This is a genomic window from Variovorax atrisoli 110B, assembly GCF_000382045.1.
GTDB lineage: Bacteria > Pseudomonadota > Gammaproteobacteria > Burkholderiales > Burkholderiaceae_C > Variovorax > Variovorax atrisoli.
In genome coordinates this window covers 1-23,852 of record NZ_KB907453.1, presented here as the reverse complement: position 1 = coordinate 23,852, position 23,852 = coordinate 1, and the positions used below count along the sequence as shown (strand labels likewise).

Genomic DNA, 23,852 nt, shown 5'->3' with positions numbered 1-23,852 from the left:
CTTCAACTCGTCACGTCTGGTGTTGGAAATAACCGACACCACGACCCCTCGCCCGGCGCTAACTTCGCGCCATGCGTTCACTGCAACCCCGCCCCCGTATCTGGGACATCTCGCCGCCCGTGCATGAGGGTGCGCCGGTCTTTCCCGGCGATACGCCCTACCAGCAGCGCTGGGCCGCGACCATTTCGCCGGACTGCCCGGTCAACGTCAGCGAGATCAAGCTCTCGCCCCATGTCGGCGCCCATGCCGACGCCCCGCTGCACTACGACCCCGAAGGGCAGACCATCGGCGACGTCGACCTGACGCCCTTCCTCGGCCCCTGCCGCGTGATCCACGCCATCGACAAGGGCCCGCTGATCGAGTGGGAGCACATCTCCCACGCCATCGACAGCCACCTGCCCGCCCGCGTGCTGGTGCGCACCTACGCAACGATGCCGGTCGGCCGCTGGGACCCGGAGCTCGCTGCCTACGCGCCCGCCACCGTCGAGCGCCTGGCCGCCATGGGCGTGAAGCTCATCGGCATCGACACCGCCAGCATCGACCCGGCCGACAGCAAGACGCTGGAAAGCCACCAACGCATCCGCCGCCTCGACCTGCGCGTGCTCGAGAACCTCGTGCTCGACGACGTGCCCGAAGGCGACTACGAACTCATCGCGCTGCCGCTCAAGCTGGTCAGCGCCGATGCTTCCCCCGTTCGCGCCGTGCTGCGCGAACTCCCTCGCTGAAACCTCCGCCATGACGACCCTTGAAGACTGCCGCGCGCTCGACGCGCAAGATCCGCTGCGCGCCCTGCGCGACCAATTCACCATTCCCGAAGGCGTGCTGTACCTCGACGGCAACTCGCTCGGCGTGATGCCCAAGGCCGCACCCGCGCGCATCGCCGAAGTGGTGACCAAGGAATGGGGCGAAGGCCTCATCCGCTCCTGGAACACCGCGAGCTGGTTCGACCTGCCGCAGCGCCTGGGCGACAAGGTGGCCCGCCTGATCGGCGCCGCGCCCGGCGAGGTGGTGTGCACCGACAGCACCTCGGTCAACCTCTACAAGGTGCTGTTCGCTGCCCTGTCGCAGCAGAAGGACAGCGGCCGCAAGCTGGTGGTGAGCGAGCGCAGCAACTTCCCGACCGACCTCTACATCGCCGAGTCGCTGTGCCGCGAACGCGGCTTCACGCTCAAGCTGATCGACGCAAGCGAATTGCCTGGCGTGCTGACCGACGAAGTGGCGGTGCTGATGCTCACGCACGTCAACTACCGCACCGGCGCCATGCACGACATGAAGGCCGTCACCGCCGCAGCACACGCCGTGGGCGCGCTCACCGTGTGGGACCTTGCGCACAGCGCAGGCGCCGTGCCAGTGGCGCTGAACGACAGCAACGCCGACTACGCCATCGGCTGCGGCTACAAGTACCTCAACGGCGGCCCCGGCGCGCCAGCCTTCGCCTGGGTGCACACGAAGCACGCGGGCGCATTCGAGCAGCCGCTGTCCGGCTGGTGGGGCCACGCGGCGCCCTTCGAGTTCACGCCGCACTACCGCCCCGCTCCGGGCGTGGGCCGCTATCTGTGCGGCACGCAGCCGATCATCGCGCTGGCCGGGCTCGAATGCGGGCTCGACACGGTGCTCGCGGCCGAGTCCTTCAACGGGGACCACGGTGCGATGTCCGCGCTGCGCGCCAAGTCGCTCGCGCTGACCGACATGTTCATCAGGCTGGTCGAGGAGCGCTGCGCCGGCCACGGCCTCTCGCTGGTCACGCCGCGCGACCATGCCCAGCGCGGCTCGCAGGTCTGCCTCAGCAGGGAAGAAGGCGCCTACGCCATCGTGCAGGCCCTCATCGCACGCGGCGTGATCGGCGACTACCGCGCCGGCGACTCGCAGATGCCCGACATCCTGCGCTTCGGTTTCACGCCGCTGTACATCGGCTTCGAGGACGTGTGGAACTCGGTCGAGCATCTCGTGCAGGTGCTGGAGACCGGCGAGTGGCGACGCCCCGAATTCAACCGCAAGAACGCAGTGACATGAGCGCCGACAACAACACCTCCGCGAACCCCGAGAGCATCGTCCACGAGGAGAAGGCGCAGCTGGACTTCAGCAAGTCCATGAGCTACGGCGACTACCTGCACCTCGACGAGATCCTCAACGCGCAGCATCCGCTGTCGCCCGCGCACGACGAGATGCTCTTCATCGTGCAGCACCAGACCAGCGAGCTCTGGATGAAGCTGATGCTGCACGAGCTGCATGCCGCCATCGCCTGCATCGCGCAGGAGAAGCTGCCCGACGCCTTCAAGATGCTCGCGCGCGTGAGCCGCATCATGGAGCAGCTGGTCAATGCCTGGACCGTGCTGTCGACCATGACGCCGCCCGAGTACACGGCCATGCGCCCCTACCTCGCGAGCTCCAGCGGCTTCCAGAGCGCGCAGTACCGCTGCATCGAGTTCGCGCTCGGCAACAAGAACGCCGCCATGCTCAAGCCGCACGCGCACCGCGCCGATCTGCTGGCGCAGGTCGATGCCGCGTACCGCGCACCGTCGCTCTACGACGAGTCGCTGCGCCTGCTCGCGCGCCACGGCCTGCCCGTGCCCGCCGACCGGCTGGAGCGCGACTGGACCCAGCCCTACGAGCTCAGCGACGGTGTGGAGGCCGCCTGGCTCACGGTCTATCGCAACCCGCACGACCACTGGGACCTCTACCAGCTCGGCGAGAAGCTCACCGACCTGGAAGACGCCTTCCGCCTCTGGCGCTTCCGCCACGTGACGACGGTCGAGCGCGTGATCGGCTTCAAGCGCGGCACCGGCGGCACCGGCGGCGTGAGCTATCTGCGCAAGATGCTCGACGTGGTGCTGTTTCCCGAGATCTGGAAGCTGCGCACGGATCTGTAGCCTGCGCGCGGCGGATGAAGCACCGGCACGCCCTTCACCCGCCGCAAACGCCCTCATGGAGCTGGGGTGGACCGGATTGCCCCGCGAGCTCAAAGCGCTACATTTTTGAGAACGATGGAGGCGCCGACATGAACGACATCCGGTTCACACCCGACGAGCTGACCACACTGCGCGAGCACGGCATCGTGCTCTTCGCCGATCGCGTGATCTTCGAAGCGCAGCCGCCGATGCCGCAAGAGCAGATCGACGCGGTGCAGGCACTTTGCTCTGGCCCTCTGCCCGAAGCGCTGGTCGCGCTCTGGCGGGAGACCGCCGGCGGGCGTCTCGACTACGACCTGTCGCTGGAGATGAACGGCAACCTGGAGGGCATCAGCTGGAGCGAGCTCTTCTGGAACGGCAGCGACGGCTACAACGACCTGCAGGGCTGGATCGACCACGAGCAGGAGCTGGCCCAGGATGCCGCCGAGGAAAGCGGCGCGCCGTGGAGCGGCAAGCTCACGCACCTTCCCTTCGGCGGCTTCGAGTACACCGACAGGATCTACGCGGTGGTCGAGCCCGGCGCGGCGCACGGGCAGATCGTCGCCTGGAAGAAAGGCCTGCCGCCCGCCTGGACACACGCGCTGCACGAAGACAGCGTGAACACCATCGCGCCAGACCTGCACGGCGCCTTCGCGGCGCTGCACCTGGACGAAGACCCGCTCGCGCCCACCAGCGACTACTTCTCGGGCCAGACGCTGCTCGCCTACCTCGACGACAGGCACGAGGACCATGGGCTTGACCTCGACCTGATGGACAAGCTGGTGACCTTCTACTGCCGCGCCGTCGTCGACTGGCGCACGCCGCTGGCCGAAGGCACGCTGCGCCACAAGCCGCAGCTGGCACGCGTGGCCCTGCGCCATGCGATCGGAACGGACGACGCGCGGCTCATCGCCGAGCTCGCCGCTGCGGGCGTGGCCTTCGACGGACCGCAACAGGGCAGCGCGCTGGCCACCGACGTCGCGGTGGGCCAGGGGGCCTTCGCCGCCGCCTCGGCGCTGGTGCGCGCCGGCGCGCCGGTGGCAGCCGATGCACTGCGCAACATCGACGGCCAGATCTCGCCCGAACTCACGGCCGCATTGCTGGACAACGGCGCAGAACCCAACGTCGCGGCCATCGTCAAGTGCGCGGCCTGCGGTGCGCCGGCGAGCGCGCACCTGATCGCGGATGCATGCGCGAAGGCGGGCATCGACGTGCCTGCCGCGTTCATCGCTGAGCGCGATGCGATGCTGCTCGAGCTGGAGACCGCGCTCGCGAAGATGCAGGGCGGCAAGTACGGCCACTACCTCGGACAGGAAGGGCTGGCCGAGCGCATCGACCATCTGCAGACCTTCAGCTTGTAAAAGGCTCTCCCCCAGGCAATCGCGCACTTCGTGTCGCCGCGCCCCCCTCACCGGGGGCAGCACCAGCGGCCCGGCAAAGCCGGTTCCGCGGTGTTCCTGGTATTGGGGTGCTGCCTGGAGGCCGAGCCGGATATCAGCCGCCGTACAGCCAGGGCTGGTCCAGCAGCTTCGCGCCGAGCAGGCGCATCGCCATGTCGCGGCCCAGCCGCACCGGGCCGGTGGCGTGGAAGATCTCGCCGTTGCGGCGTGCGCGTGCCTGCACCTGCGCGTTGCGAGCCCAGCGCGCCTCGGCGTAGCGGGCGAAGGCCGCGGGCACGTCGGCCGCATCCGCGTCGGCCATCGCGTCGGCGAGCGCCACCGCGTCCTCGATGGCCATGCCCGCGCCCTGCGCGAGGTACGGCACCATGGGGTGCGCCGCGTCGCCCACCAGCGCGACGCGTTCGTGCGCCATGTCGGCAGGGCCTGTCATCGGCGCGCGGTCGCCCAGAGACCATGCGCGCCAGGCGGGCATGGCGTCGAGCAGCGACTGCAGGCCGGCACAGCTTCGGCCCATGGCCTGCTTCAGGGCGGTGATGCTGGTGGACTGGTCCCAGTCGCGCGCGTCGCCGGCGGGGGCGGCCTCGGCGATCACGACCACGTTGAGCCATTCGCCGCGGCGCACCGGATACGCCACCGCGTGCAGGCGCGGACCGAGCCAGACATCGACCCGGCCACGTCGCAATGCGGCCGGCAAGGCGGACTGCTCCACCAGCGCGCGCCAGGCCGTGTGGCCGGTGACGCGTGGCGGCTGCGCGGCGCCGGGGCTGTCGAGCTGCCGCCGCACCATGCTCCACAGGCCGTCGGCCCCGACCACTGCTTCGCCCTCCCAGGCGCGCGCGTCGGTGCTCGAGAGGCAGACGAGGTCGTCGCTGGTCTCGACCTGCCGGATCTGGGCGCCGGTCACCAGCGTGCCGGTACCGCGCGTGCGCACGGCCTCGAGCAGCAGGCCGTGCAGGTCGGCGCGATGAACGCAGAAGTAGGGAGCGCCGTAGCGCTGCTGCATGGCGTCGCCCAGCGGCATGCGGGCCAGCTCGGAGCCGCTTTCGGCGCTGTGGACCGCCAGCGCCTCGGGCCGCGCCGCGATGGCGGCGAGCCCGGTGCCGAGGTCGAGCTTCTGGAGCCGCCGTGTGGCATTGGGGCCCAGTTGCACGCCGGCGCCGATCTCGCCGAAGGCTGCAGCCTGTTCGAAGACGTCGGCGCGGTGGCGGCGCTGGGCGAGTGCCAGCGCAGTGGCCAGCCCCCCGATGCCGCCCCCGGCGACGAGGATGTGCGCGGGCATCGGTCTCAGCGGCCGTGCGTGGACGGGCTGGGACTGACGGCCTGGTCGGCTTGCGGTTGCTTGAGGGGGGTCTTGGGAGCGCAGCTCCCGCAGGTGTCGCACGAGCCGCAGCCCGATGTCTTGGCGAGCGAGGCGGCGAGCTCCCTGGCACGTTCTTCGTCGATCAGGCCGGCGCGCTGCGTGCCGGCCGCCAGCTTCTGCGCAGCGCCGCGGCGCCATCCTGCGGGCATCCAGCGCCAGACCGCGTAGAACGCGGCGGCCGCGACGATCAATCCGACGATCAGTTGTTGCGTCATATCTCAAATACTCCAATCCCGAAGCCTACACTGCGGTGAATACCGCGGAACCGGCTTTGCCGGGCCGCAGGTATTGCCCCCCGGCGAGGGGGGTGGCGGCCACACGAAGTGGGCAAGCCTGGGGGGCGTGCTTTTTTACCCCGCTCCGAGTGCCACCGCAACGTGGTAGGTGATGAAGCAGGCCATGTAGGCCAGCGCGAAGAGATAGCCCGCCATGATCCAGACGTACTTCCACGAGCCGGTCTCGCGCTTCACGGCAGCCAGCGTCGAGATGCACTGCGGCGCGAACACGTACCAGACCAGCAGCGACAGCGCGGTGGCCAGCGTCCAGCTGCCGGCGATGAGCGGCTCCAGCGCACCCGCCACGTCGTCGCCCGTGGCCGACAGCGCATACACCGTACCGAGCGCGCCCACGGCCACCTCGCGCGCCGCCATGCCCGGCACCAGCGCGATCGAGATCTGCCAGTTGAAGCCGATGGGCGCGAAGATGTGCTCCAGGCCGCGGCCGATCATGCCGGCCAGGCTGTACTGGATGGCCGGGCCGGTCGCGCCTTCGGGCGGCGACGGGAAGGTCGAGAGGAACCACAGCAGGATCGTCAGCGTGAGGATGATCGTGCCCACGCGCTGGATGAAGATCCACGCGCGCTCGTACAGGCCCAGCGCCAGGTTGCGCAGGTTGGGCCAGCGGTAGGCCGGCAGCTCCATCAGCAGCGGCGAATGCTGCGCGTTGTCGCGGAAGCGCTTCATGACCCAGGCCACGGTCATGGCCGAGACGATGCCGAACACGTAGAGCCCGAACAGCACCACGCCCTGGAGGTTGAAGATGCCGCCCACCGTGCGCGCCGGGATGAAGGCCGCGATGAGCAGTGCATACACCGGCAGCCGCGCCGAGCAGGTCATCAGCGGCGCGATCATGATCGTCGTGATGCGGTCGCGCCAGTTGCTGATGGTGCGCGTGGCCATCACGCCCGGAATGGCGCAGGCGAAGCTCGACAGCAGCGGAATGAACGAGCGGCCCGACAGCCCCACGGTGCCCATCACGCGGTCGAGCAGGAAGGCCGCGCGCGGCAGGTAGCCCGAGTCTTCCAGCGCGAGGATGAACAGGAAAAGGATCAGGATCTGCGGCAGGAAGACGATCACGCCGCCCACGCCGGCGACCACGCCGTCGACCAGCAGGCTCTGCAGCATGCCCTCGGGCATGTAGGTCTTCAGCAGGGTGCCCACCCCTTCCGTGCCGGCCTTGATGGCGTCCATCGGCACGTTGGCCCAGCTGAACACGGCCTGGAACATCAGGAACATGGTGACGGCCAGCACCAGCATGCCCCACACGGGGTGCAGCACCACGCGGTCGATGCGGTCGCTGGTGGCGAGGCTGCCGACCGGCTCCTTCACCGCGAGGCCGAGGATGCGGCGCACCTCGCGCTGGGTGGCGAGCACGTCGTCGAGGTCCGGCGCCTGCCAGGGCTGCGGCGCGGCGGCGGCCACGGGCGTGTCGAGCGCCGCGAGCAGGCCCTGCGCGCCGCCGGTGTGCACGCCGACCGTCTCGATGACCGGCACGCCGAGTTCGCGCGAGAGCACCGCGGTGTCGACCGCGATGCCCTGCTTCTTCGCCATGTCGGTCATGTTGAGCGCCACCACCATCGGCAGGCCGAGCCGTCGGGCTTCGAGCACCAGCCGCAGGTTCAGGCGCAGGTTGGTGGCGTCGGTGACGCACACCAGCAGGTCGGGCAGCGCTTCCTTGCTCTGGCCGGTGACGATGTCGCGGGTGACGGCCTCGTCGGCGCTCAGCGCGTTCAGGCTGTAGGCGCCGGGCAGGTCGAGCACGAAGACGCGCCGGCCCGAGGGCGTGCGCAGCGTGCCTTCCTTGCGCTCGACGGTCACGCCCGCGTAGTTGGCGACCTTCTGGCGGCTGCCGGTGAGCAGGTTGAACAGCGCGGTCTTGCCGCAGTTGGGATTGCCCAGCAGCGCGATGCGACCCGGCTGGGCGGTGGGTGCGAGGCGGCCCGGGCCCTGGATGACGGCTTCAACCATGGTTGGCGGCTCCCGGCGTGACGTGGATCAGCGCGGCCTCGTGGCGGCGCAGCGCGAAGGTGGTGTGGCCCAGGCGCACGGCCAGCGGCTCGCGGCCCGGGATGCCGCTGGCGACGATGCGTACCGCCTCGCCCGGAACGAAGCCGATTTCGGTCAGGCGCAGCACGAGGTCGCGGTCGTCGGCGCTGTCGGGGCGGGCCACGTCGAGCACGGTGGCCCACTGGTTGTCGGGAAGCTGGTCGAGGCTCAGGGCGACGGCGGTGGTCGGCGCTGCGCCGAAATCGTTGGTTCGCACGGTGGGGGCGGAGACGCCCTGAATATCGGGCGCATCTCTTTAAGCAAAACCCAGATGCTAGCAATTCTCACTCGCGAAAACCTGACTACCCCCTCAAAAAGGGGGCTGCAAGGCCAGAAACACCGAGGAACCGGCTTTGCCGGGCCTCAGGTGCTGCCCCCGGAAGGGGGGCGGTGCAGCGACACGAAGTGCGCGAGGCCTGGGGGAGAGCCTAGTTGAGCCCCAGCATGCCGCGCAGCTTGGAGAGGTCTTCGGCCAGCGTGTTGACCCGCCCGGCCAGCAGCTTGCGGTCGCGCTCGCTGAGCTTCGAGTAGGTCTCGAAGCCGCCATCGGCCGTCCTGTACTTGGCCAGGGTGTCGAAAACCACCTTGAAGTTGGCCTCGGTCTTGTCCGAGAAGGCCTTGTTCTCCTTCACGACCAGCGGGCGCAGCAGCTCGACGATCTTGTAGGCACCCTCGAAGTTGGACTGGAAGTCCCACAGGTCGGTGTGGCTGTAGCGGTTCTCCTCGCCGGAGATCTTGGTGGCGGCCACCTCCTCCATCAGCACGGCCGCGCCGCCCACCACCTTCTCGGGCGGGAAGGTCAGCGCGGAAAGGCGCTTCTGCAACTCGAGCACGTTGGCCAGCAGCTTGTCGGCCACGGGGGCGAGCTCCTTGGTGCTCTTCTGCACCCACAGGCCGTACTCGATGCGGTGGAAGCCGCCGAAATCGGGGTCCTTCTCCGCCTTCTCGTGGTCGTCGGCGCGCGAATCGATGGCCTTGTCGAGGTCGTTGAAGAGCTCGGCCACCGGCTCGATGCGCTCGTAGCTCGTGCGCGTGGGCGCGTAGAGCTTCTTCGCCTTCTCGATGTCGCCGGCCTTCACCGCGGCGGTGAAGGCGCGCGTGTCCGCCGCCAGCTTGCGCACGTTCTCGGCGACGTAGATCTTGTAGTCGGAGATCGGTCCGACCAGCTCGAGCGGCGACACGGCGGCCTGCACACCGGCGGCATGGAGCCCGGCGAAGCCTGCGACGAGAGTGGCGAGGAAGTGGCGGCGGAACTGCACGGTCATGGATCTCCTTGTTCTGGGCAGTGATGAAAAAACTTGCGGGGCCTCGGAAGGCCCGGCCTTCAGGCGGACATCAGCGAGCGCCCCAGCCAGTCGCGCTCGTCCCGCACGCCCGGCAGCGTGAAGAAGAAGCCGCCGCCGATGGGCTTGATGTATTCCTCGAGCGGCTCGCCGTCGAGGCGCTTCTGCACGGCGATGAATCCGTCCTCGAGGTTGGCCTGGTAGCAGATGAACAGCAGCCCCATCTCGAGCTGGCCCGACTTGGTGACGCCGTTCGAATAGTTGAAGGGCCGGCGCAGCATCAGGTTCTTTTCGGTGACCTTGGTGCGCGGGTTCGCCAGGCGGATGTGCGCATCCATCGGCGTGACCTTGCCTTCGGGGTCCTTCGTGTAGTCGGGCACGTCGTGCTCGGTCCTGCCGCCGTCCATCGGCGCGCCGGTCGGCTTCAGGCGGCCCATGATGGCCTCCTGCTCCTGCAGCGGCGTGCGGTCCCAGCGCTCGACGAAGTTGCGGATGATGCGCACCGCCTGGTAGCTGCCGCCCGCGGCCCAGGCCGGCTCGTCGCTGCCGGGCTGCACCCAGACGATGCGGTCCATCAGCCCCCCATCGGCCGAGTCGGGGTTGGCCGAGCCGTCCCTGAAGCCGAGGAAGTTGCGCGCGCTCTCGGCCGGCTTGCCCGGCACCGCCGGGATCGGCGGCACCGTGCCTTCCTGCTTCCAGTGCAGCACCAGCAGGTCGGGCGTGTTCTTGATGATGTCGCGCAGCGCGTGGATGTTGGTGTCGGGCGTGTTGGCGCAGAACTGGATCGACAGGTCGCCGTGGCACAGCGCGGCATCGAGCGCGTCGTTGGGGTGGCGCTGCATCTGGTTCAGCCGCAGCGGCTTCTTCTTCGCGAGGCCGAAGCGCTCGTCGAAGAGCGATGAGCCGACCGACACCGTCACCGTCAGCCCGTCCGGCTGCACCTCCGGACCGAGGATGCCCGAGCCCGCCGGCGGCAGCCTGGGGTCGGGGTCCGTCTGCGGCCCGCCCTGCGTGAGGAAGGCGATGCGCTCGGTGAGCGTGCGGAACAGGCGCTCCAGGTCGGCGCGGTTCTCGGCCAGCACGTAGAACGACGCGATCATGCCGGCGGTGGGGCGCGGCGTGACGATGCCGGCCTGGTGCCTGCCGCGGAAGGGCACGCGGTCCTGCGTGTGGGTGCTCTGCGGCGCGTCGGTGACCTGCGCGCCGCCGTCCGCGGCAGCGGGCGCAGCGGCGGCGTGGGCCGATGTGGCGGCGAGGCCGGCGAAGGCGGCACCTGCCGCGCCGAGCATGCGGCGGCGATGCGGGGAAACGGGCTCGTTCGACTTGTCCATGGTGCTGTCTCTCAACTGACTCATTCCAGGCCGAGCGCGGCATTCACCTTGCCGAGTTCCTCGGCCAGCGCGCGCACGGTCTCGGCCATTGCCTTGCGCTGCGCCTCGTCGAGCGGCGCGGGCTTGAAGCCGTCGCCCTCGCGGTAAGGCGCCAGCGCGGCATCGAGGGCCGCGAAGCGCTCGTCCACGCTCTTCTGCAGCGCGGGCGCCGCCTTCACGAGCAGCGGCTGCAGCAGGTCGGCGATCTTCTTCGTGCCTTCGTAGGTGCCCTGCAGGTTCGCCGCCTCGGCGTGGCCGTAGTGGTCCTCGCCGCCGGCCGGCAGGTTGTCGGCCACGCGGCGCAGCAGCTTCGACGCGGAACCGGCGAGCCGCTCGGGCGGCACGTTCAGACCGCGCAGCCGCTCCTTGAGCACGCCGATGTCGGCGATCAGCCTGTCGGCGACGGGCGCGAGGCCCTTCGTGTCGTTCTGGCCGTACAGCGCGTACTCGATGCGGTGGAAGCCGCTGAAGCCCGGGTCGGCCTCGCGCTTCTCGAAGTAGTCGGCGCGCGCATTGATGCGGGTGTCGAGGTCGGCGAAGAGCTCCGCCATCGGCTCGATGCGCTTGTAGGCCTGGTGCGCAGGCACGTAGAGCGCCCTCGCCTGCCGCAGGTCGCCGGCCTTGATGGCGTCGGCCAAGGCGCGCACCGCATCGTCGAGCGAGCCGGCCTCCAGGCGCAGGAAGGTCTGGTACTCGGCCAGCGCGCCCACGTAGTTGACCAGCGAGGGCCGCGCGGCCTCCGCCTCGGAGGCGGCAGAGGGCGTCACGCGCAGCTTGCCGCGCGGGTTGCTCAGCAGCCCGCAGGTGATCGCGAACTCGCCCGGCTGCAGCTTGACCGTCATGGTCTGCGAGAAGCCCGGCGCGATGTTCTCGCGCTCCTCCACCACCATCACGCCGTCGAGAATTTCCCACTCGAGCGCGCGGTTGGACTTGTTGACGATGGTGAAGGTGGTGCGCCCCGCGGGCACCGTGATCTCGTTGGGCTCGCAGGCGTTGCCCTGGATGGTGACGGTGACGGCGCTGTCGGCCGCCTTGGCCGGCGCCTTCTTCGCTTCGCCGGAGGCGTACCAGAAGGCCGCGAGGCCGGCGACCGCCAGCAGGGCCGACGCGGCCACCGCCACGCGCATCAGGTTCGAAGAAGGGGGGTTGTTGTCGGGAGAAGAGGAAGACATTGCAGGTTTCAGCGGGCCGCGGCCGTACGAGGCGCAGGCGCAGCGCCCGAGCGCAGGAAGAAGAACAGGGAGACCGCCAGGAAGGCCAGGTACACGACGACCTCGCCCACCACGGGCGCGGCCTGGTAGCCCAGCAGGCCCGAGAGCACCGCCCCCAGGGGGCTGTCCATCGGCAACGTGGAGCTCATGTCGAACACCACCGTCTGAAGGTGGTTCCACACGCCGCCCTCGTGCAGCTTGCGCAGCACGCCGGCGAGCAGGCCCGCGGCCACCAGGAGAATGAAGAGGCCGGTGAAGCGGAAGAAGCGCCTCAGGTCGAGCCGCACGCCGCCCGAATAGAGCCCCCAGCCGATCGCCACCGACACGGCGATGCCCGCGAGCGCGCCCACCGGCGCCTCCCAGCCGCTGCTCTGCTGGAACACGGCCAGCAGGAAGAACACCGACTCCAGCCCCTCGCGCGCCACGGCGAGGAACACCATGCCGATCAGCGCCCAGCCCTGCCCGTCCGCGCCCCTGCCCAGCGCCTTGTCGATGGAAGCCTGCAGTTCGCCCTTGATGGACCGCGCGGCCTTGCGCATCCAGAACACCATCGAGGTCAGCATGACCACCGCGATCAGGCCGACGACGCCTTCGAACAGCTCCTGCTGCTTCTGCGGGAATTCAGCCGCCAGCAGCTGCAGGCCGGCGCCCGCGAACAGTGAGAGCGCGGTGGCCAGCAGCACGCCGACCCACACCGCGGGCATCAGCGCGCCGCGCCCGCTCTGCTTGAGGTAGCTGGCAACGATGCCGACGATCAGCGCGGCTTCGATGCCTTCGCGCAGCATGATGAGGAATGGAATGAGCATCGGCTTCGGAAATGGAGGCGGTTGAAGCTCTCCGGAGCCGGCATGGGTCAGCGCGCGAGTCTGCGTTTGCCTTTGCTTCTGGCTCCACGGAGGAGCGTCCGAGCATAGCGCATCAAATAAGAAACATTCTCATCTGTGGGCTTTTCTTGCCGAATGGTAATGATTGCCCCGCGTCGGGGCGGATGCTCAGGAAGCCAGTTCGACGACGTGGGCGCTGACCGCGCCGCCATCGATGCGCAACTCCGCCACGGAGATCGGCAGCCTGAAGCGCCGCGGTCCCGCGCTGCCTGGGTTGACGTAGAGCACGCCGTCGCGCTCCTCCACTTTCGGCTTGTGCGAATGGCCCGAGACCACCACGCGCACGCCGTCCGCGCGCGGGTCGATGTCGATCTGCGCGAGGTCGTGGATGGCGTAGACGCGCACGCCGCCGAACTTCACCAGTTCGGTTTCCGCGATGCGATCGGCCCAGGCTTCGCGGTCGTTGTTGCCCCGCACGACCGTCAACGGCGCGATGCGCGCCAGCGTCTCGAGGATGGCGGCGTTGCCGATGTCGCCGCCGTGGACGATGAAATCGCTGCCCTCCAGGAAGGCGAGCGCCTCGGGCCGCAGCAGTCCGTGGGTGTCGGAGATCAGGCCGATGCGAAGCATGGGAGGAAGGAGCGCTGGCGAGAAGACCAGCCCCGTACTCGACCGCCTCGCGCGGCGGCTCGACGCCGCCGGCAGCAAGTCGAGCCGGGCCGGTTTCCGCCGCCTGGCTCGGCTGGGTTCAGGCAGCCAGCAGCTGCCGCAGCACGAAGGGCAGGATGCCGCCGTGTTTGTAGTAGTCGACCTCGATCGGCGTGTCGATGCGCAGGCGCACCGTCACCTCCTGGTGCGTGCCGTCGGCGCGGTGCACCACCAGCTTCACGTCCATCTGCGGCTTCAGCTCGCTGCCGATCACCACGTCGATCTGCTCCTTGCCGGTGAGGCCCAGCGTCTGCCATGAATCGGCGCCGCGGAACTGCAGCGGCAGCACGCCCATGCCGACCAGGTTGGCGCGGTGGATGCGCTCGAAGCTGCGTGCCACCACGGCCTTGATGCCCAGCAGCTGCGTGCCCTTGGCGGCCCAGTCGCGCGACGAGCCGGTGCCGTATTCCTCGCCGCCGAACACCACCGTGGGCGTGTTCTGGGCGATGTACTTCATCGCCGCGTCGTAGATGAACATCTTTTCGCCCGAGGGCTGGAACAGCGTGACGCCGCCTTCTTCCTGCGTGCCGTTGGCGTCCGGCGGAATCATCAGGTTCTTGATGCGCACGTTGGCGAAGGTGCCGCGCATCATGACGTCGTGGTTGCCGCGGCGCGAGCCGTAGCTGTTGAAGTCGGCCTTCGAGACGCCGTGCGCCTTCAGCCAGATGCCCGCGGGCGAGCTTTCCTTGATGGAGCCGGCCGGCGAGATGTGGTCGGTGGTGATCGAGTCGCCGAACAGCGCCATGATGCGCGCGCCCTTGAAGCCCGCGTCCGACGCATGCGGCTCCATCTTGAAGCCCTCGAAGAACGGCGGCTCGGCGATGTATGTCGACTCGGGCCAGTCGTACACCTGCCCGGTGGTGCCCTTGATGCTGCTCCAGAACTTGCCCGGGTCGGTCTTGACCTTGTCGTAGTTCGCACGGAACGACTTGGCATTCATGGCGTAGCGCAGGTTCTCGTCGATCTCCCTGGCGGTCGGCCAGATGTCGCCCAGGTACACGTCCTTGCCGCCCTTGCCCTTGCCCACCGGCTCGGTCATCAGGTCGACCATCACGTTGCCGGCGATGGCGAAGGCCACCACCAGCGGCGGCGATGCCAGGAAGTTGGCCTTCAGGTTCGGATGGATGCGCGCCTCGAAGTTGCGGTTGCCCGAAAGCACGGCCGCGCCCACGAGGTCGTTCTTGACGATGGCTTCGTTGATCTCGGGCGTGAGGTCGCCGGCGTTGCCGATGCAGGTGGTGCAGCCGTAGCCCGCGAGGTAGAAGCCCAGCTTCTCGAGGTACGGCAGCAGGCCGGCCCTCTCGAGGTATTCGGTGACGATGCGCGAGCCCGGGGCCAGCGAGGTCTTCACGTGCGGCTTGACCTTGAGGCCGGCCTCCACCGCCTTCTTCGCGAGCAGGCCGGCGGCCAGCATCACGCTAGGGTTCGAGGTGTTGGTGCACGAGGTGATGGCCGCGATCAGCACGTCGCCATTGCCGATGGTGACCGCTCCCTTGGGCGCGGCAGGCGCGTTGGCGCTCACGTGCGCAGCGGCCTTGGTCGAGCGGTTGGCCACCATCTCGACCACGTCCAGCGGCGCGCCCGCGGGCGGCGGGGCGGCTTCGTCGTCGCCGCTCTTGCCGGCGGCGGCGAGCTGATAGCGCAGCTTGAGCTTGTCGGCCGGCTGGTTGAAGCCGTTGGCGTCGTTCGGCTTGCTGTAGAGCTCCGAGAACTTGGTGGCGAGGTGGCCCAGGTCGATGCGGTCCTGCGGGCGCTTCGGGCCGGCCAGGCTGGGCGACACGGTGCTCAGGTCGAGCCTGACGACCTTGGTGTAGTCGATGTCGCCCGGGTTGGGCATGCCGAACAGGCCCTGCGCCTTGTAGTAGGCCTCGAAGCGCTCGACCTCTTCCTTGGTGCGGCCGGTGCCCTCGAAGTAGGCCACCGTCATCTCGTCGACCGGGAAGAAGCCCATGGTCGCGCCGTACTCGGGCGCCATGTTGCCGATGGTCGCGCGGTCGGGCACCGCGATGGAGGCTGCGCCGGGGCCGAAGAACTCGACGAACTTGCCCACCACCTTCTCGGCGCGCAGGATCGAGGTGACGTAGAGCACCAGGTCGGTCGCGGTGACGCCTTCGCGCAGCTGGCCGGTGAGCTCGAAGCCCACCACGTCGGGCGTCAGCATGTAGACCGGCTGGCCCAGCATGGCCGCCTCGGCCTCGATGCCGCCGACACCCCAGCCGACCACGCCGATGCCGTTGATCATGGTGGTGTGGCTGTCGGTGCCGACCAGCGAGTCGGGGTAGTACGTAGGTTTGTCTTCCTTGTCGTTCGGGCTCTTGTAGACGCCGCGCGCGAAGTATTCGAGGTTGACCTGGTGCACGATGCCGAAGCCGGGCGGCACCACGCGGAAGGTGTCGAAGGCCTGCATGCCCCACTTCATGAACTGGTAGCGCTCGTTGTTGCGCTGGAATTCCAGCTTCATGTTCAGGTCGAGCGCCTTGGGCGTGCCGTAGTGGTCGACCATCACCGAGTGGTCGACCACCAGGTCGACGGGCACCAGCGGCTCGATGGTCTTGGGCGACTTGCCCAGCTTGCCGGCTACGCTGCGCATGGCGGCCAGGTCGGCCAGCAGGGGCACGCCGGTGAAGTCCTGCAGCACGACGCGGGTGACGACGAAGGGGATCTCGTCGACGCGCTCGGCATTCGGCGCCCAGTGGGCCAGTTCTTCGACATGCTTGGCCGTCACCTTCTGCCCGTCGCAGTTGCGCAGCACCGATTCCAGAACGATGCGGATGGAGACGGGGAGGCGATCGACGGAGGGATATTGCTTGGCCAGCTCCTTCAGCGACCAGTACTTGCCGGACTTGCCCGACGGGGTCTTGAAGGTCTTGAGGGTGGACGCAAAGGCATGCGCCGGGGCTTTGGCCATAGAGAGACTCCTGTTTGTTCGTGGAAGCCTCTCAAGGATAGCGGGGATCAATGTCAACAGGCTTAGTCGGGAAACTTGACTCGCCCCCAGGCTGCGCGCACTTCGTGTCGCTTCACCCGCCCCTGATCCGGGACAACGGCCGAGGACCGGCAGAGCCGGATCCTCGGTGTTTCTCGAACAAGGCTCCGTGAGCCTTTCAGGCCAGGGCCATGTTCGCGCCGCCACGGCTGCGGCGCAGTCCGGTCCACTGCAGCTCGGCCAGCACGATCACGCACACGGCCTGCGCCACCACCCAGGCCACGCCAACCGCCGTGACCGGGAACATGCCGCTCACCAGCAGCGCGACGCAGGCCACGGCCCAGCCGAAGTTGCCGACCACAACGAGCCCGATCAGCGTGCGCGGCGGCGTGCTGCGGCTCGCCATGAAGGCCGCGGCGGCCGCGTAGGCCAGGAGGAACACGCCCGTGCCCATGAGTAGCGGTGCCGGCAGCCCGGTCAGGCGAGCCAGCGCGTCGGTGAAGGCCAGCTGCAGTGCGCCGGTGGCGGTGCAGGAGGCGGCGTCGGCCCACATCACGTTGGGCAGGAAGCGGGGGGATGTGAAGACGGACATGGAATCTCTCCTTGGGTGGTTACGCTGCAAGCCGGTCCTGCCGCGTTGGGGTCGATGATTCCGGGCCGCGCGCATCGGGTCGATGACCTGGGAGGTCATGGCGCCGCTCCACCGCCGCGCCAGAATGCAGGCCCATGAACACCACCCGCTCCCACACGAACAAGGCCGGCCAGCCCGGCGCGCGCGATCCGTTCGGCGCGCACCTTCGGCATTGGCGCACCCATCGCCGCCTGAGCCAGCTCGACCTCGCGCAGGAAGCCGAGGTCTCGACCCGCCACCTGAGCTATGTGGAAACCGGCCGCGCTGCCCCCAGCCGGGAGATGGTGCTGCGCCTGGCCGAGCGGCTGGAAGTTCCGCTGCGCGAGCGCAACGCGCTGCTGGTGGCCGCCGGCTTCGCGCCGATGTACAGGCAGCGCTCGCTCGACGACCCAGCGATGGCTTCCGCGCGCCGCGCCATCGAGATGGTCCTGAAGGGCCACGAGCCCTTTCCGGCACTTGCCGTCGACCGCCACTGGAACCTGGTGGCGCACAACGCGCTGGTGCCGCTGCTGATGGAAGGCGCATCCCCCGAGCTGCTGAAGCCACCGATCAACGTGCTGCGCCTGAGCCTGCACCCCGAAGGCGTAGCGCCGCGCATCGCCAACCTGGCGCAGTGGCGCGTGCACCTGCTCGAGCGGCTGCAGCAGCAGATCGCCGCCACGGGCGACCCCGAGCTGCAGTCACTGCACGACGAGCTGGAGGCCTATCCGGCGCCTTCCGTGAGCCACGACGCGCCCGTCATCGACACCGCGCTGTCGGCGGTGGCCGTGCCCTTCCAGGTGGTGATGCCCAGCGGCGTGCTGAGCTTCATCAGCACCACCACGATCTTCGGCACGCCGGTGGACGTTACGCTGCAGGAACTCGCGGTCGAATCGTTCTTTCCGGCGGACGAACAGACGGCGGCCGCACTGGCGGCGCTGGCGGCACAGCAACAGCAGCAGCCGGCTCGCTGAAGTCCGCCCTGCCCTCCCCGTCGCGCGGCGGGCCTTCGAAGTCGTCCACCTGGATGACCTTGTCTGCCGCCTTCAGGTAGGCCAGCGCCAGTTCGGGGTCGGGTGAAGAGCGCGCTGCCTCTTCGAGCGAGTTCGTGCGGCGCAGCACCTTGTTGAGCGCCGCGGTGCCGTCGCCGAGCTTCGCGCCCAGTTCCATCGCCTGCATCAGGTCGCGCAGGCCGCCCGCGGCGGGCTCGCTCAGGTCGGGCGCCAGGCGCTCGACGATGCGCGGGTCCTTGCGCAGCAGTTCGGCAAGCTCGAGCAGCTGCACGTCGCGCAGCGGTGCCAGGTGAGCGGTGCGGCGCAGCACCATCGCGCCGATCAGGCGGCGCCCTCGCGTTGGAAGGTTGGCATACAGATCGCGCAGGATGCTGCCTGCCTCGTCGATCTGCAGCCTGATCGCGGCCCTGGCGAAGGGCAGCATCTCCGGCGCCTGCTCCACGCCATAGCGCCACACGCAGGCGCTCGCCAGGTACAGGTGCGCGAGCACGTCGCCCAGTCGCGCCGAGAGCAGCTCCATGCGCTTGAGCTTGCCGCCCAGCAGGCCCATCGCAAGGTCGGCCGTGAGCGCGTACTTGGCGCTCATGCGCGCGATGAGCCGCGCCTCGTGCGCCAGATCGTCGGGCGGCGAGCCGACCAGCGGCGCGCCGAACAGGCTGCGCCACAGGTTCACCGCGACGTGCCTGCCGTGCGCCATCAGCGCCTCGCCGAGCGCGGTCTCGTCCCCTGCCTGCACGGCCGCCATCTCGTCGAGCACGTGCGGATGGCATCGCACCGCGCCCTGCCCGAACACGATCAGCGCGCGCGTCAGGATGTTGGCGCCCTCCACGGTGATCGCGATCGGCGCCTGCCTGTAGGCCACGCCCAGCAGATTGGAGGGACCCGAGATGATGCCCTTGCCGCCGAGGATGTCCATGCCGTGGTTCACCGCGCGCCGCCCTGCCTCGGTCAACTGCACCTTGAGGATGGCGCTCGCCACGCTGGGCCGCTCGCCCTTGTCGAGCGCGGCCGCCGTGAAGCGCCGCGCCGCGTCGCTCGCGTACAGCTCGGCCGACATCTGCGCGACCAGCCCCGCGACCGCGTGGAACCTGCCCACGGGCATGCCGAACTGCTCGCGGATCTGGCCGTAGCCATTGGCCACGTACAGCGCGGTCTGCTGCATCGCCGAGCCCAGCGCCGGCAGCGATATCGCGCGGCCCGCGGCCAGGCATTCCATCAGCATGCGCCAGCCCTGCCCGACCTGCTGCTCGCCGCCGATGATCCAGTCCATCGGCACGAACACCTGGCGGCCGTGGATCGGTCCGTTCATGAAGGCGCTGTCCATCGGCCGGTGGCGGCGGCCGATCTCCATGCCGGCCTGCGGCACCGGGATCAGCGCACAGGTGATGCCCAGTTCGCGCTCGCCTTCGGGCCGGCTTTCATCGACGGCATGGAAGGCCAGCCCGACCACGGTGGCGACCGGCGCGAGCGTGATGTAGCGCTTGTCGAAGTCGACCAGGAAGCCGCGCACCCTGTGCCCGTCGACTTCGCGCTCCACCAGCAAGCCACGGTCGGGGATCGAGGCCGCATCGGAGCCCGCGTAGGGCGACGTCAGGCCGAAGCACGGCAGCTCGCGGCCGTCGGCCAGGCGCGGCAGGTAGTGGGCCTTCTGGGTATTGGTGCCGTAGCGCAGCAGCAGCTCGGCCGGCCCCAGCGAGTTGGGAACCATGACCGTGACGGCGGTGGCCACGTTGACAGTGGCGATGCGCGCCACCACCGTGGCATGCGCGTGGTGGCCGAAGCCGAGGCCGCCGAACTCCTCGGGAATGATCATCCCGAAGAAGCGCTTCTCGCGCAGGTAGTGCCATACCTCGGGCGGCAGGTCGCGGGCCTGGTCGATGGCGTGGTCGTCGAGCATGCGGCACAACTCGCGGACCTCGTTGTCGAGAAAGGCCTGCTCGCGCTCGCTCAGGCGATTAGGGCCCATGGCTGCGAGCGCGTCGAAGTCAGGGTGTCCCGCGAACAGCCGTCCCTCGAAGCCGACGGTGCCGGCCTCCAGCGCCGCGCGCTCGGTGTCGCCCAGCGGCGGCAGCGCCTTCGAGAAAGCTTGCATGGCCCGGCGGCCGATGAATGAAGCCAGAGGCATGGTGCGTGTCCTTCCTTGCGTCCGCGGCGGATTCACGACTCATCCAATCCAGCAAATCCAGCATTGGCGCGGACATGCACCATTCTTCGAACCTGCGGCCCTTGCCCGGGGACGGCCAAGGGCCTCCCCGCTTGTCGGAGACGGGCGCCTCCTGGCTTGCAGGTGTGTACTGCCGTCCTACTTCTTCCGGGCAGGCTGTGGCGCCGCGGCAGGCACGGCCGCCGGATCGCGCCAGCCGTATTCCACGTAGCGCCGGATGATCAGGCAGCCCGGCGGCGAATCGATCAGCGAGACCGACGAGGTCGGCTCCTTCTCGTCGGTGTAGACGGCATAGTTGGGCAGCAGCCGCGTCATCTTGTAGCTGGCCAGTTCCTGCTGGCCGACGCTTGCGCAGGTGAAGGGCGCCACCGAGATGCGCTCGGCCGACACGGTGCAGGCACCGCTTTCGTCGGGAATCGCGGTGATCGACGCCGCCACACCCGCGTTCGGAAACTCCATGCCGATCAGCGAGAACATCGGGCCGGCGTCGGGACGCTTGCGGTCCCAGTCGAGCAGCACGTCGTGGCTGCGGCTGCCCTGCACGGTGAGCGTGGACAGCCGCGTGATCGCCGGCAGGCAGCGCTTGACGCCCACGCTGGCGGCGGCGCGCGTGAGCGTGTCCTGCGGCGCGGCGGGCGGCGCCTGCGGCGCCAGCACGCCCTGGGCGAACGCGACGCTGGCGGCGGCCCATGCCAGGGCGGCGATGAGCAGGCGGGGGAATCGTGGGGTCGGCTTCATCCCGGTCCTCATGCGTAAAGGTTCTCGATGGCGGCGGTGTAGACGCGCACGTTCTCCTCGCCCTCGGGGTCGAGGGTCGCGATGAAGCGGCGCGCGCGCTCGCGGTAGGCAGGCAGGTCGGCGTCGTGCTCGGCGAAGGCGCGCCGCAGCGCGAGTCCGCCCTCCTCGCAGTCGAAGCCGTGGTAGCGGTAGCCGCAGTCTCCGATGAGGTGCGAGTTGTGGATCAGCGGATAGCCGCCGTACAGCGCCTCGTAATAGAGATAGTTCTGCGCGTTCTCCCAGTGGTGCGCGAACACGGCGTCGATCTTGCCGGGCATCACCTGGAACATCGGAAAGCGTCCCTCGAAGGTGGCCAGGCCGTGCTGCACGATGTCCAGGCTCTGCGCGAAGCCGATGAAGAGCGGCTTGTCCTTCAGGTGGAAGCTGTTGTAGACCCACATCTTCTCGATGAGCCTGGGCTGCGCGCGGTGCGCGGCCTCGCAGCCGAGCATCGGGATGAAGCTGGTCTTTACCATGCAGATGTTGGGCTCGAAGATGGCCACGCGCCACTGCCTGCGGCCGGGCTCGTAGGCGAAAGGTGGACTCTGCGGTGCGCGGGCCATGGCGCGCTCCAGCACCATCGGGCTCCACAGGTGCGGCATGAGGCGCACCGGCGCGCGGAAGGTGCTCTCGAAATAGGGCTTGCACGACACCTCGTACTCGGGAATCGTCCAGACCTCGTCGTAGGGCGCGCCGGAGATCAGCAGGCCGTGCGGCTTGTCGAAGATCATGCGCTCGATGTCGATCACGTAGTCGTTGCCCACGCGCATCGAGACGATCCTGCCGCCGCGCTCCCGGAAGGCCACCGACCACGGCATGGCGAGCTGGGCGCTCATCTCGATCATGAGGTCGAGCTGCTGGCCCGCGGTGGCCATGTCGATGATGGGCACCGGCGAATCGGCGAGGAAGCTGGTGGCGTCCGCCGGGCCGCCGTCGCCGCCGCCGGCCACCAGCACCGCGCTCTCCACGCGCGGCGAGCGCAGCAGCAGCATCACGAGGAACAGGCAGTTCTGGTAGACGCCGTTCTCCCACAGGCTCTGTTCGCCCTTGCGGATGAAGATGGAGACGCCGACCCTGAGCTTGGCCGGCATCATGCGGCAGCCCTCGCGGCATCGGCGCGGAAGTCGGCGTTGCCGCCCACCAGGTGCAGCAGCCGCTGCGCGTAGCCCTCGATGTTCGCGGGGCTGAAGGGATCGACCGACTGGAACACGCGCTGCGCGCGGGCGCGATAGTCGTCGAGCTGCCGGTCGTGCGATCGCACGGCCTCGCGCAGCTGCTCCGCGCCGGCGGCAATGTCGAAGTCGGGGTAGTAGTAGCCGGCGTCGCGCAGCCAGGGCGAGTTGTGCACCAGCGGGTAGTTGCCGTAGAGCGCGTCGAGATAGCCGTAGTTCTGGTCGTTCTGCCACTGGTGCGAGACCACCGCGTCGGCAAACTGCACCATGAAGCCCGCGAAGTCGTTGCGGCCGTGGAAGGTCGCCTTGTGCTGGCGCACGAGATCGAGCGAATTCGCCAGGTAGAGCATGGTCGGGTGATCCTTCAGGTGCAGGGTGTTGAGCACCTGCATCGAGGCCACCGTGGAAGGGTCGGAGCGGTACGCTCCATCGCAGATCAGCATCGGCACGCTGCAGGTCTTCACCACCGAGATGTTGGGCTCGAAGATCGCCACGCGGAAGCCCGGCTGTTCAGCGGTGCGCGGCCTGTAGCCGAAGGGGTAGCCCGCCGCCTCGACCTCGGCGACGCGCTGGGCCAGGAACTGCGGCGACCAGAGGTACGGCACCTCGTGCACCGGGCAGCGGTGGATGGTGCGCATCATGGGCGCGAACGCCGCGTCCTTGGGCAGCAGCCACACCTCGTCGCAGCGGTCGGGCCTGCTGAAGTGGCCCTTGTCGGTGAACACGATGGGCTCGGCCAGCGCCGCGAAGGGCTGGCCCACGCAATGGAACACCACGCGGCCGCCGCACGCGCGGAAGTAGGAGAGCCACTGGACGTCGAGCGCGCCGGCCATCTCGATGACCACGTCGAGCGCGCCGGTGAGCTCGCGGGCGCGGCCGAAGCCCAGGCCCATGGCGGCCATGTCGACCTGCGGCGGCATGGCCTGCTGGTCACCCGCGTCGATGAGGGTCACGGACTCGACGAAGCCGATGCGTTGCAGCAGCCGGGCCAGGAACAGGACGTTCTGCCCCATTCCGTTCTCCCAGATGTTCTGCCCCGCATGGGTAAGGACTGAAATGCCGATGCGCATGAGGCGGAGTGTGTACCAAAAGGAACGGCTCCCACGCCGCGAAGCGCGGGAGCCGCCCGGCCGAGGGCCGGTTCGGCGGCCTTTCAGTGGCTTATTTCCACTTCCAGCCGATGCCGGCGTTGATGCCCCACTCCTTGCCGGTGGTCGTCAGGCCCGCGCCCCACGACATCTTGCCGTCGTCGGACAGCGCCTTGAAGGTCAGCGCCACCGCGCTGTAGCCCTTGTAGCTGCCCAGTCCAACGCCCACCGTCTTCTCGCCCGGGTACAGCGTCGGCAGGTAGGTGCCCGACATCGCGAACGCCATGGCCGTGCCCGAGTAGGCGATGCGCGCCACGTCGCCGAGCTGGCCCTGCACCTGGTTGAGCTGCTGCACGTTGACCGCGTCGCCCGGAAGGATGCCTGGCGCCACGTTGCTGATGCGCGTGCCGCCCGGCGCCTGGCCGCCGCCCAGCGTGATCTGGTTGTAGTTGACCGAGCCGTCCGGGTTGGTCGCGTACTGCACGCTGCTGGCCTTCGCTGCCGCCGAGGCCGCCTTCAGCTGGGCCACGTTGGTCGCGTCGCTGTCGGCCGTGCCCGCCGCCACGCCGGTGATCTGGCGGTACTGGCCGTTGGCCGCATCGCCCACCGACACCGCGGCCTGCGTGCTGGTGGTGGCCCTGATCGCGGCCTCCTGCTGCGCCGTCGCGCCGCCCGGCACGTAGCCGGCCATGCCCGCCGCGGTGGACGCCACCGAGCCCGAGCCCAGCGCCACG

General features: G+C 69.1%; 21 protein-coding genes. 5 read left to right on the top strand and 16 right to left on the bottom strand.

What is annotated here, in order from left to right:
• The first annotated feature begins 71 nt into the window (after positions 1-71).
• The 4 genes from kynB to G369_RS0113910 all read left to right on the top strand — a co-directional run bounded on the left by kynB (position 72) and on the right by G369_RS0113910 (position 4,249).
• Entirely contained in the window at positions 72-725 is a 654-nt protein-coding gene (gene kynB / locus G369_RS0113925; protein WP_019654619.1) for an arylformamidase, read from the top strand.
• Between the two features lie 10 nt (positions 726-735).
• Positions 736-2,013 (top strand): kynureninase, encoded by a 1,278-nt coding sequence (gene kynU / locus G369_RS0113920; protein WP_019654618.1) that lies wholly within the window; start codon positions 736-738, stop codon positions 2,011-2,013.
• The gene (gene kynA, locus G369_RS0113915; protein WP_019654617.1) at positions 2,010-2,870 is read left to right on the top strand and encodes a tryptophan 2,3-dioxygenase; all 861 of its coding nucleotides are present in this window, start codon (positions 2,010-2,012) and stop codon (positions 2,868-2,870) included. The genes kynU and kynA overlap by 4 nt, the downstream gene beginning before the upstream one ends.
• A 128-nt stretch (positions 2,871-2,998) precedes the next feature.
• The gene (locus G369_RS0113910; RefSeq protein ID WP_019654616.1) at positions 2,999-4,249 is read left to right on the top strand and encodes an SMI1/KNR4 family protein; all 1,251 of its coding nucleotides are present in this window, start codon (positions 2,999-3,001) and stop codon (positions 4,247-4,249) included.
• A gap of 133 nt (positions 4,250-4,382) precedes the next feature.
• Here the strand turns inward: G369_RS0113910 and G369_RS0113905 are convergent, their stop codons facing one another.
• From G369_RS0113905 to G369_RS0113855, 11 genes are all read right to left on the bottom strand, one after another.
• Positions 4,383-5,567, bottom strand: coding sequence for an FAD-dependent monooxygenase (locus G369_RS0113905; protein WP_019654615.1), 1,185 nt, complete (start codon positions 5,565-5,567; stop codon positions 4,383-4,385).
• Positions 5,568-5,572: 5 nt separating this feature from the next.
• Entirely contained in the window at positions 5,573-5,863 is a 291-nt protein-coding gene (locus G369_RS0113900; protein WP_019654614.1) for a DUF6587 family protein, read from the bottom strand.
• Between the two features lie 135 nt (positions 5,864-5,998).
• Entirely contained in the window at positions 5,999-7,894 is a 1,896-nt protein-coding gene (gene feoB, locus G369_RS0113895) for a ferrous iron transporter B (protein WP_019654613.1), read from the bottom strand.
• Entirely contained in the window at positions 7,887-8,189 is a 303-nt protein-coding gene (locus tag G369_RS0113890) for a FeoA family protein (protein WP_019654612.1), read from the bottom strand. Before G369_RS0113890 ends, feoB begins: the two co-directional genes overlap by 8 nt.
• Positions 8,190-8,400: 211 nt before the next feature.
• Positions 8,401-9,237 carry an iron uptake system protein EfeO gene (efeO, locus tag G369_RS0113885; RefSeq protein ID WP_019654611.1) on the bottom strand — a complete coding sequence of 279 codons (837 nt, stop codon included), beginning with the start codon at positions 9,235-9,237 and terminating at the stop codon, positions 8,401-8,403.
• A 59-nt stretch (positions 9,238-9,296) separates the two neighbouring features.
• The gene (efeB, locus tag G369_RS0113880; RefSeq protein WP_019654610.1) at positions 9,297-10,586 is read right to left on the bottom strand and encodes an iron uptake transporter deferrochelatase/peroxidase subunit; all 1,290 of its coding nucleotides are present in this window, start codon (positions 10,584-10,586) and stop codon (positions 9,297-9,299) included.
• A 20-nt stretch (positions 10,587-10,606) separates the two neighbouring features.
• Complete coding sequence (efeO, locus tag G369_RS0113875; RefSeq protein ID WP_020723069.1) at positions 10,607-11,797, bottom strand: iron uptake system protein EfeO; 1,191 nt, start codon at positions 11,795-11,797, stop codon at positions 10,607-10,609.
• 8 nt (positions 11,798-11,805) lie between these two features.
• A complete protein-coding gene (gene efeU / locus G369_RS0113870) occupies positions 11,806-12,642 on the bottom strand; it encodes an iron uptake transporter permease EfeU (protein WP_019654608.1) in 837 nt (278 codons plus the stop codon).
• A gap of 186 nt (positions 12,643-12,828) precedes the next feature.
• On the bottom strand, positions 12,829-13,290 hold the full coding sequence (locus G369_RS0113865) for a metallophosphoesterase family protein (protein WP_019654607.1): 462 nt from the start codon (positions 13,288-13,290) through the stop codon (positions 12,829-12,831).
• Positions 13,291-13,408: 118 nt separating this feature from the next.
• Positions 13,409-16,276, bottom strand: a complete 2,868-nt coding sequence (locus tag G369_RS0113860; protein WP_019654606.1) for an aconitate hydratase — start codon at positions 16,274-16,276, stop codon at positions 13,409-13,411.
• A gap of 196 nt (positions 16,277-16,472) precedes the next feature.
• Positions 16,473-16,886 (bottom strand): hypothetical protein, encoded by a 414-nt coding sequence (locus tag G369_RS0113855; protein WP_019654605.1) that lies wholly within the window; start codon positions 16,884-16,886, stop codon positions 16,473-16,475.
• Positions 16,887-17,020: 134 nt separating this feature from the next.
• Here G369_RS0113855 and G369_RS0113850 point away from each other — a divergent pair, with 134 nt between their 5' ends.
• Positions 17,021-17,878, top strand: a complete 858-nt coding sequence (locus tag G369_RS0113850; RefSeq protein WP_019654604.1) for a helix-turn-helix domain-containing protein — start codon at positions 17,021-17,023, stop codon at positions 17,876-17,878.
• Here the strand turns inward: G369_RS0113850 and G369_RS35795 are convergent.
• The 5 genes from G369_RS35795 to G369_RS0113825 form a co-directional block, all read right to left on the bottom strand.
• Positions 17,772-20,042: an acyl-CoA dehydrogenase gene (locus tag G369_RS35795; protein ID WP_019654603.1), complete on the bottom strand. Its 2,271-nt coding sequence runs from the start codon at positions 20,040-20,042 to the stop codon at positions 17,772-17,774. The two genes, G369_RS0113850 and G369_RS35795, sit on opposite strands and share 107 nt — an antisense overlap.
• Before the next feature lie 177 nt (positions 20,043-20,219).
• On the bottom strand, positions 20,220-20,819 hold the full coding sequence (locus G369_RS0113840; protein WP_019654602.1) for a hypothetical protein: 600 nt from the start codon (positions 20,817-20,819) through the stop codon (positions 20,220-20,222).
• 8 nt (positions 20,820-20,827) lie between these two features.
• Entirely contained in the window at positions 20,828-21,952 is a 1,125-nt protein-coding gene (locus tag G369_RS0113835; RefSeq protein WP_019654601.1) for a DUF2827 domain-containing protein, read from the bottom strand.
• Positions 21,949-23,100 carry a DUF2827 domain-containing protein gene (locus G369_RS0113830; RefSeq protein ID WP_019654600.1) on the bottom strand — a complete coding sequence of 384 codons (1,152 nt, stop codon included), beginning with the start codon at positions 23,098-23,100 and terminating at the stop codon, positions 21,949-21,951. The genes G369_RS0113835 and G369_RS0113830 overlap by 4 nt, the downstream gene beginning before the upstream one ends.
• Positions 23,101-23,191: 91 nt before the next feature.
• Positions 23,192-23,852, bottom strand: a 661-nt coding sequence (locus G369_RS0113825) for a YadA-like family protein (RefSeq protein ID WP_019654599.1), incomplete at its 5' end; no start/stop codon positions are given.

Coding starts and splice junctions, on each gene's coding strand:
- G369_RS0113850 (WP_019654604.1), top strand. CDS start 17,021: ATGAACACCACCCGCTCCCACACGAACAAGGCCGGCCAGCCCGGCGCG.
- efeO (WP_019654611.1), bottom strand. CDS start 9,237: ATGACCGTGCAGTTCCGCCGCCACTTCCTCGCCACTCTCGTCGCAGGC.
- G369_RS0113900 (WP_019654614.1), bottom strand. CDS start 5,863: ATGACGCAACAACTGATCGTCGGATTGATCGTCGCGGCCGCCGCGTTC.
- kynB (WP_019654619.1), top strand. CDS start 72: ATGCGTTCACTGCAACCCCGCCCCCGTATCTGGGACATCTCGCCGCCC.
- G369_RS0113830 (WP_019654600.1), bottom strand. CDS start 23,100: ATGCGCATCGGCATTTCAGTCCTTACCCATGCGGGGCAGAACATCTGG.
- G369_RS0113840 (WP_019654602.1), bottom strand. CDS start 20,819: ATGAAGCCGACCCCACGATTCCCCCGCCTGCTCATCGCCGCCCTGGCA.
- G369_RS0113865 (WP_019654607.1), bottom strand. CDS start 13,290: ATGCTTCGCATCGGCCTGATCTCCGACACCCACGGACTGCTGCGGCCC.
- kynA (WP_019654617.1), top strand. CDS start 2,010: ATGAGCGCCGACAACAACACCTCCGCGAACCCCGAGAGCATCGTCCAC.
- efeB (WP_019654610.1), bottom strand. CDS start 10,586: ATGGACAAGTCGAACGAGCCCGTTTCCCCGCATCGCCGCCGCATGCTC.
- feoB (WP_019654613.1), bottom strand. CDS start 7,894: ATGGTTGAAGCCGTCATCCAGGGCCCGGGCCGCCTCGCACCCACCGCC.
- G369_RS0113905 (WP_019654615.1), bottom strand. CDS start 5,567: ATGCCCGCGCACATCCTCGTCGCCGGGGGCGGCATCGGGGGGCTGGCC.
- G369_RS0113835 (WP_019654601.1), bottom strand. CDS start 21,952: ATGATGCCGGCCAAGCTCAGGGTCGGCGTCTCCATCTTCATCCGCAAG.
- efeU (WP_019654608.1), bottom strand. CDS start 12,642: ATGCTCATTCCATTCCTCATCATGCTGCGCGAAGGCATCGAAGCCGCG.
- efeO (WP_020723069.1), bottom strand. CDS start 11,797: ATGTCTTCCTCTTCTCCCGACAACAACCCCCCTTCTTCGAACCTGATG.
- G369_RS0113860 (WP_019654606.1), bottom strand. CDS start 16,276: ATGGCCAAAGCCCCGGCGCATGCCTTTGCGTCCACCCTCAAGACCTTC.
- G369_RS35795 (WP_019654603.1), bottom strand. CDS start 20,042: ATGCCTCTGGCTTCATTCATCGGCCGCCGGGCCATGCAAGCTTTCTCG.
- kynU (WP_019654618.1), top strand. CDS start 736: ATGACGACCCTTGAAGACTGCCGCGCGCTCGACGCGCAAGATCCGCTG.
- G369_RS0113855 (WP_019654605.1), bottom strand. CDS start 16,886: ATGTCCGTCTTCACATCCCCCCGCTTCCTGCCCAACGTGATGTGGGCC.
- G369_RS0113910 (WP_019654616.1), top strand. CDS start 2,999: ATGAACGACATCCGGTTCACACCCGACGAGCTGACCACACTGCGCGAG.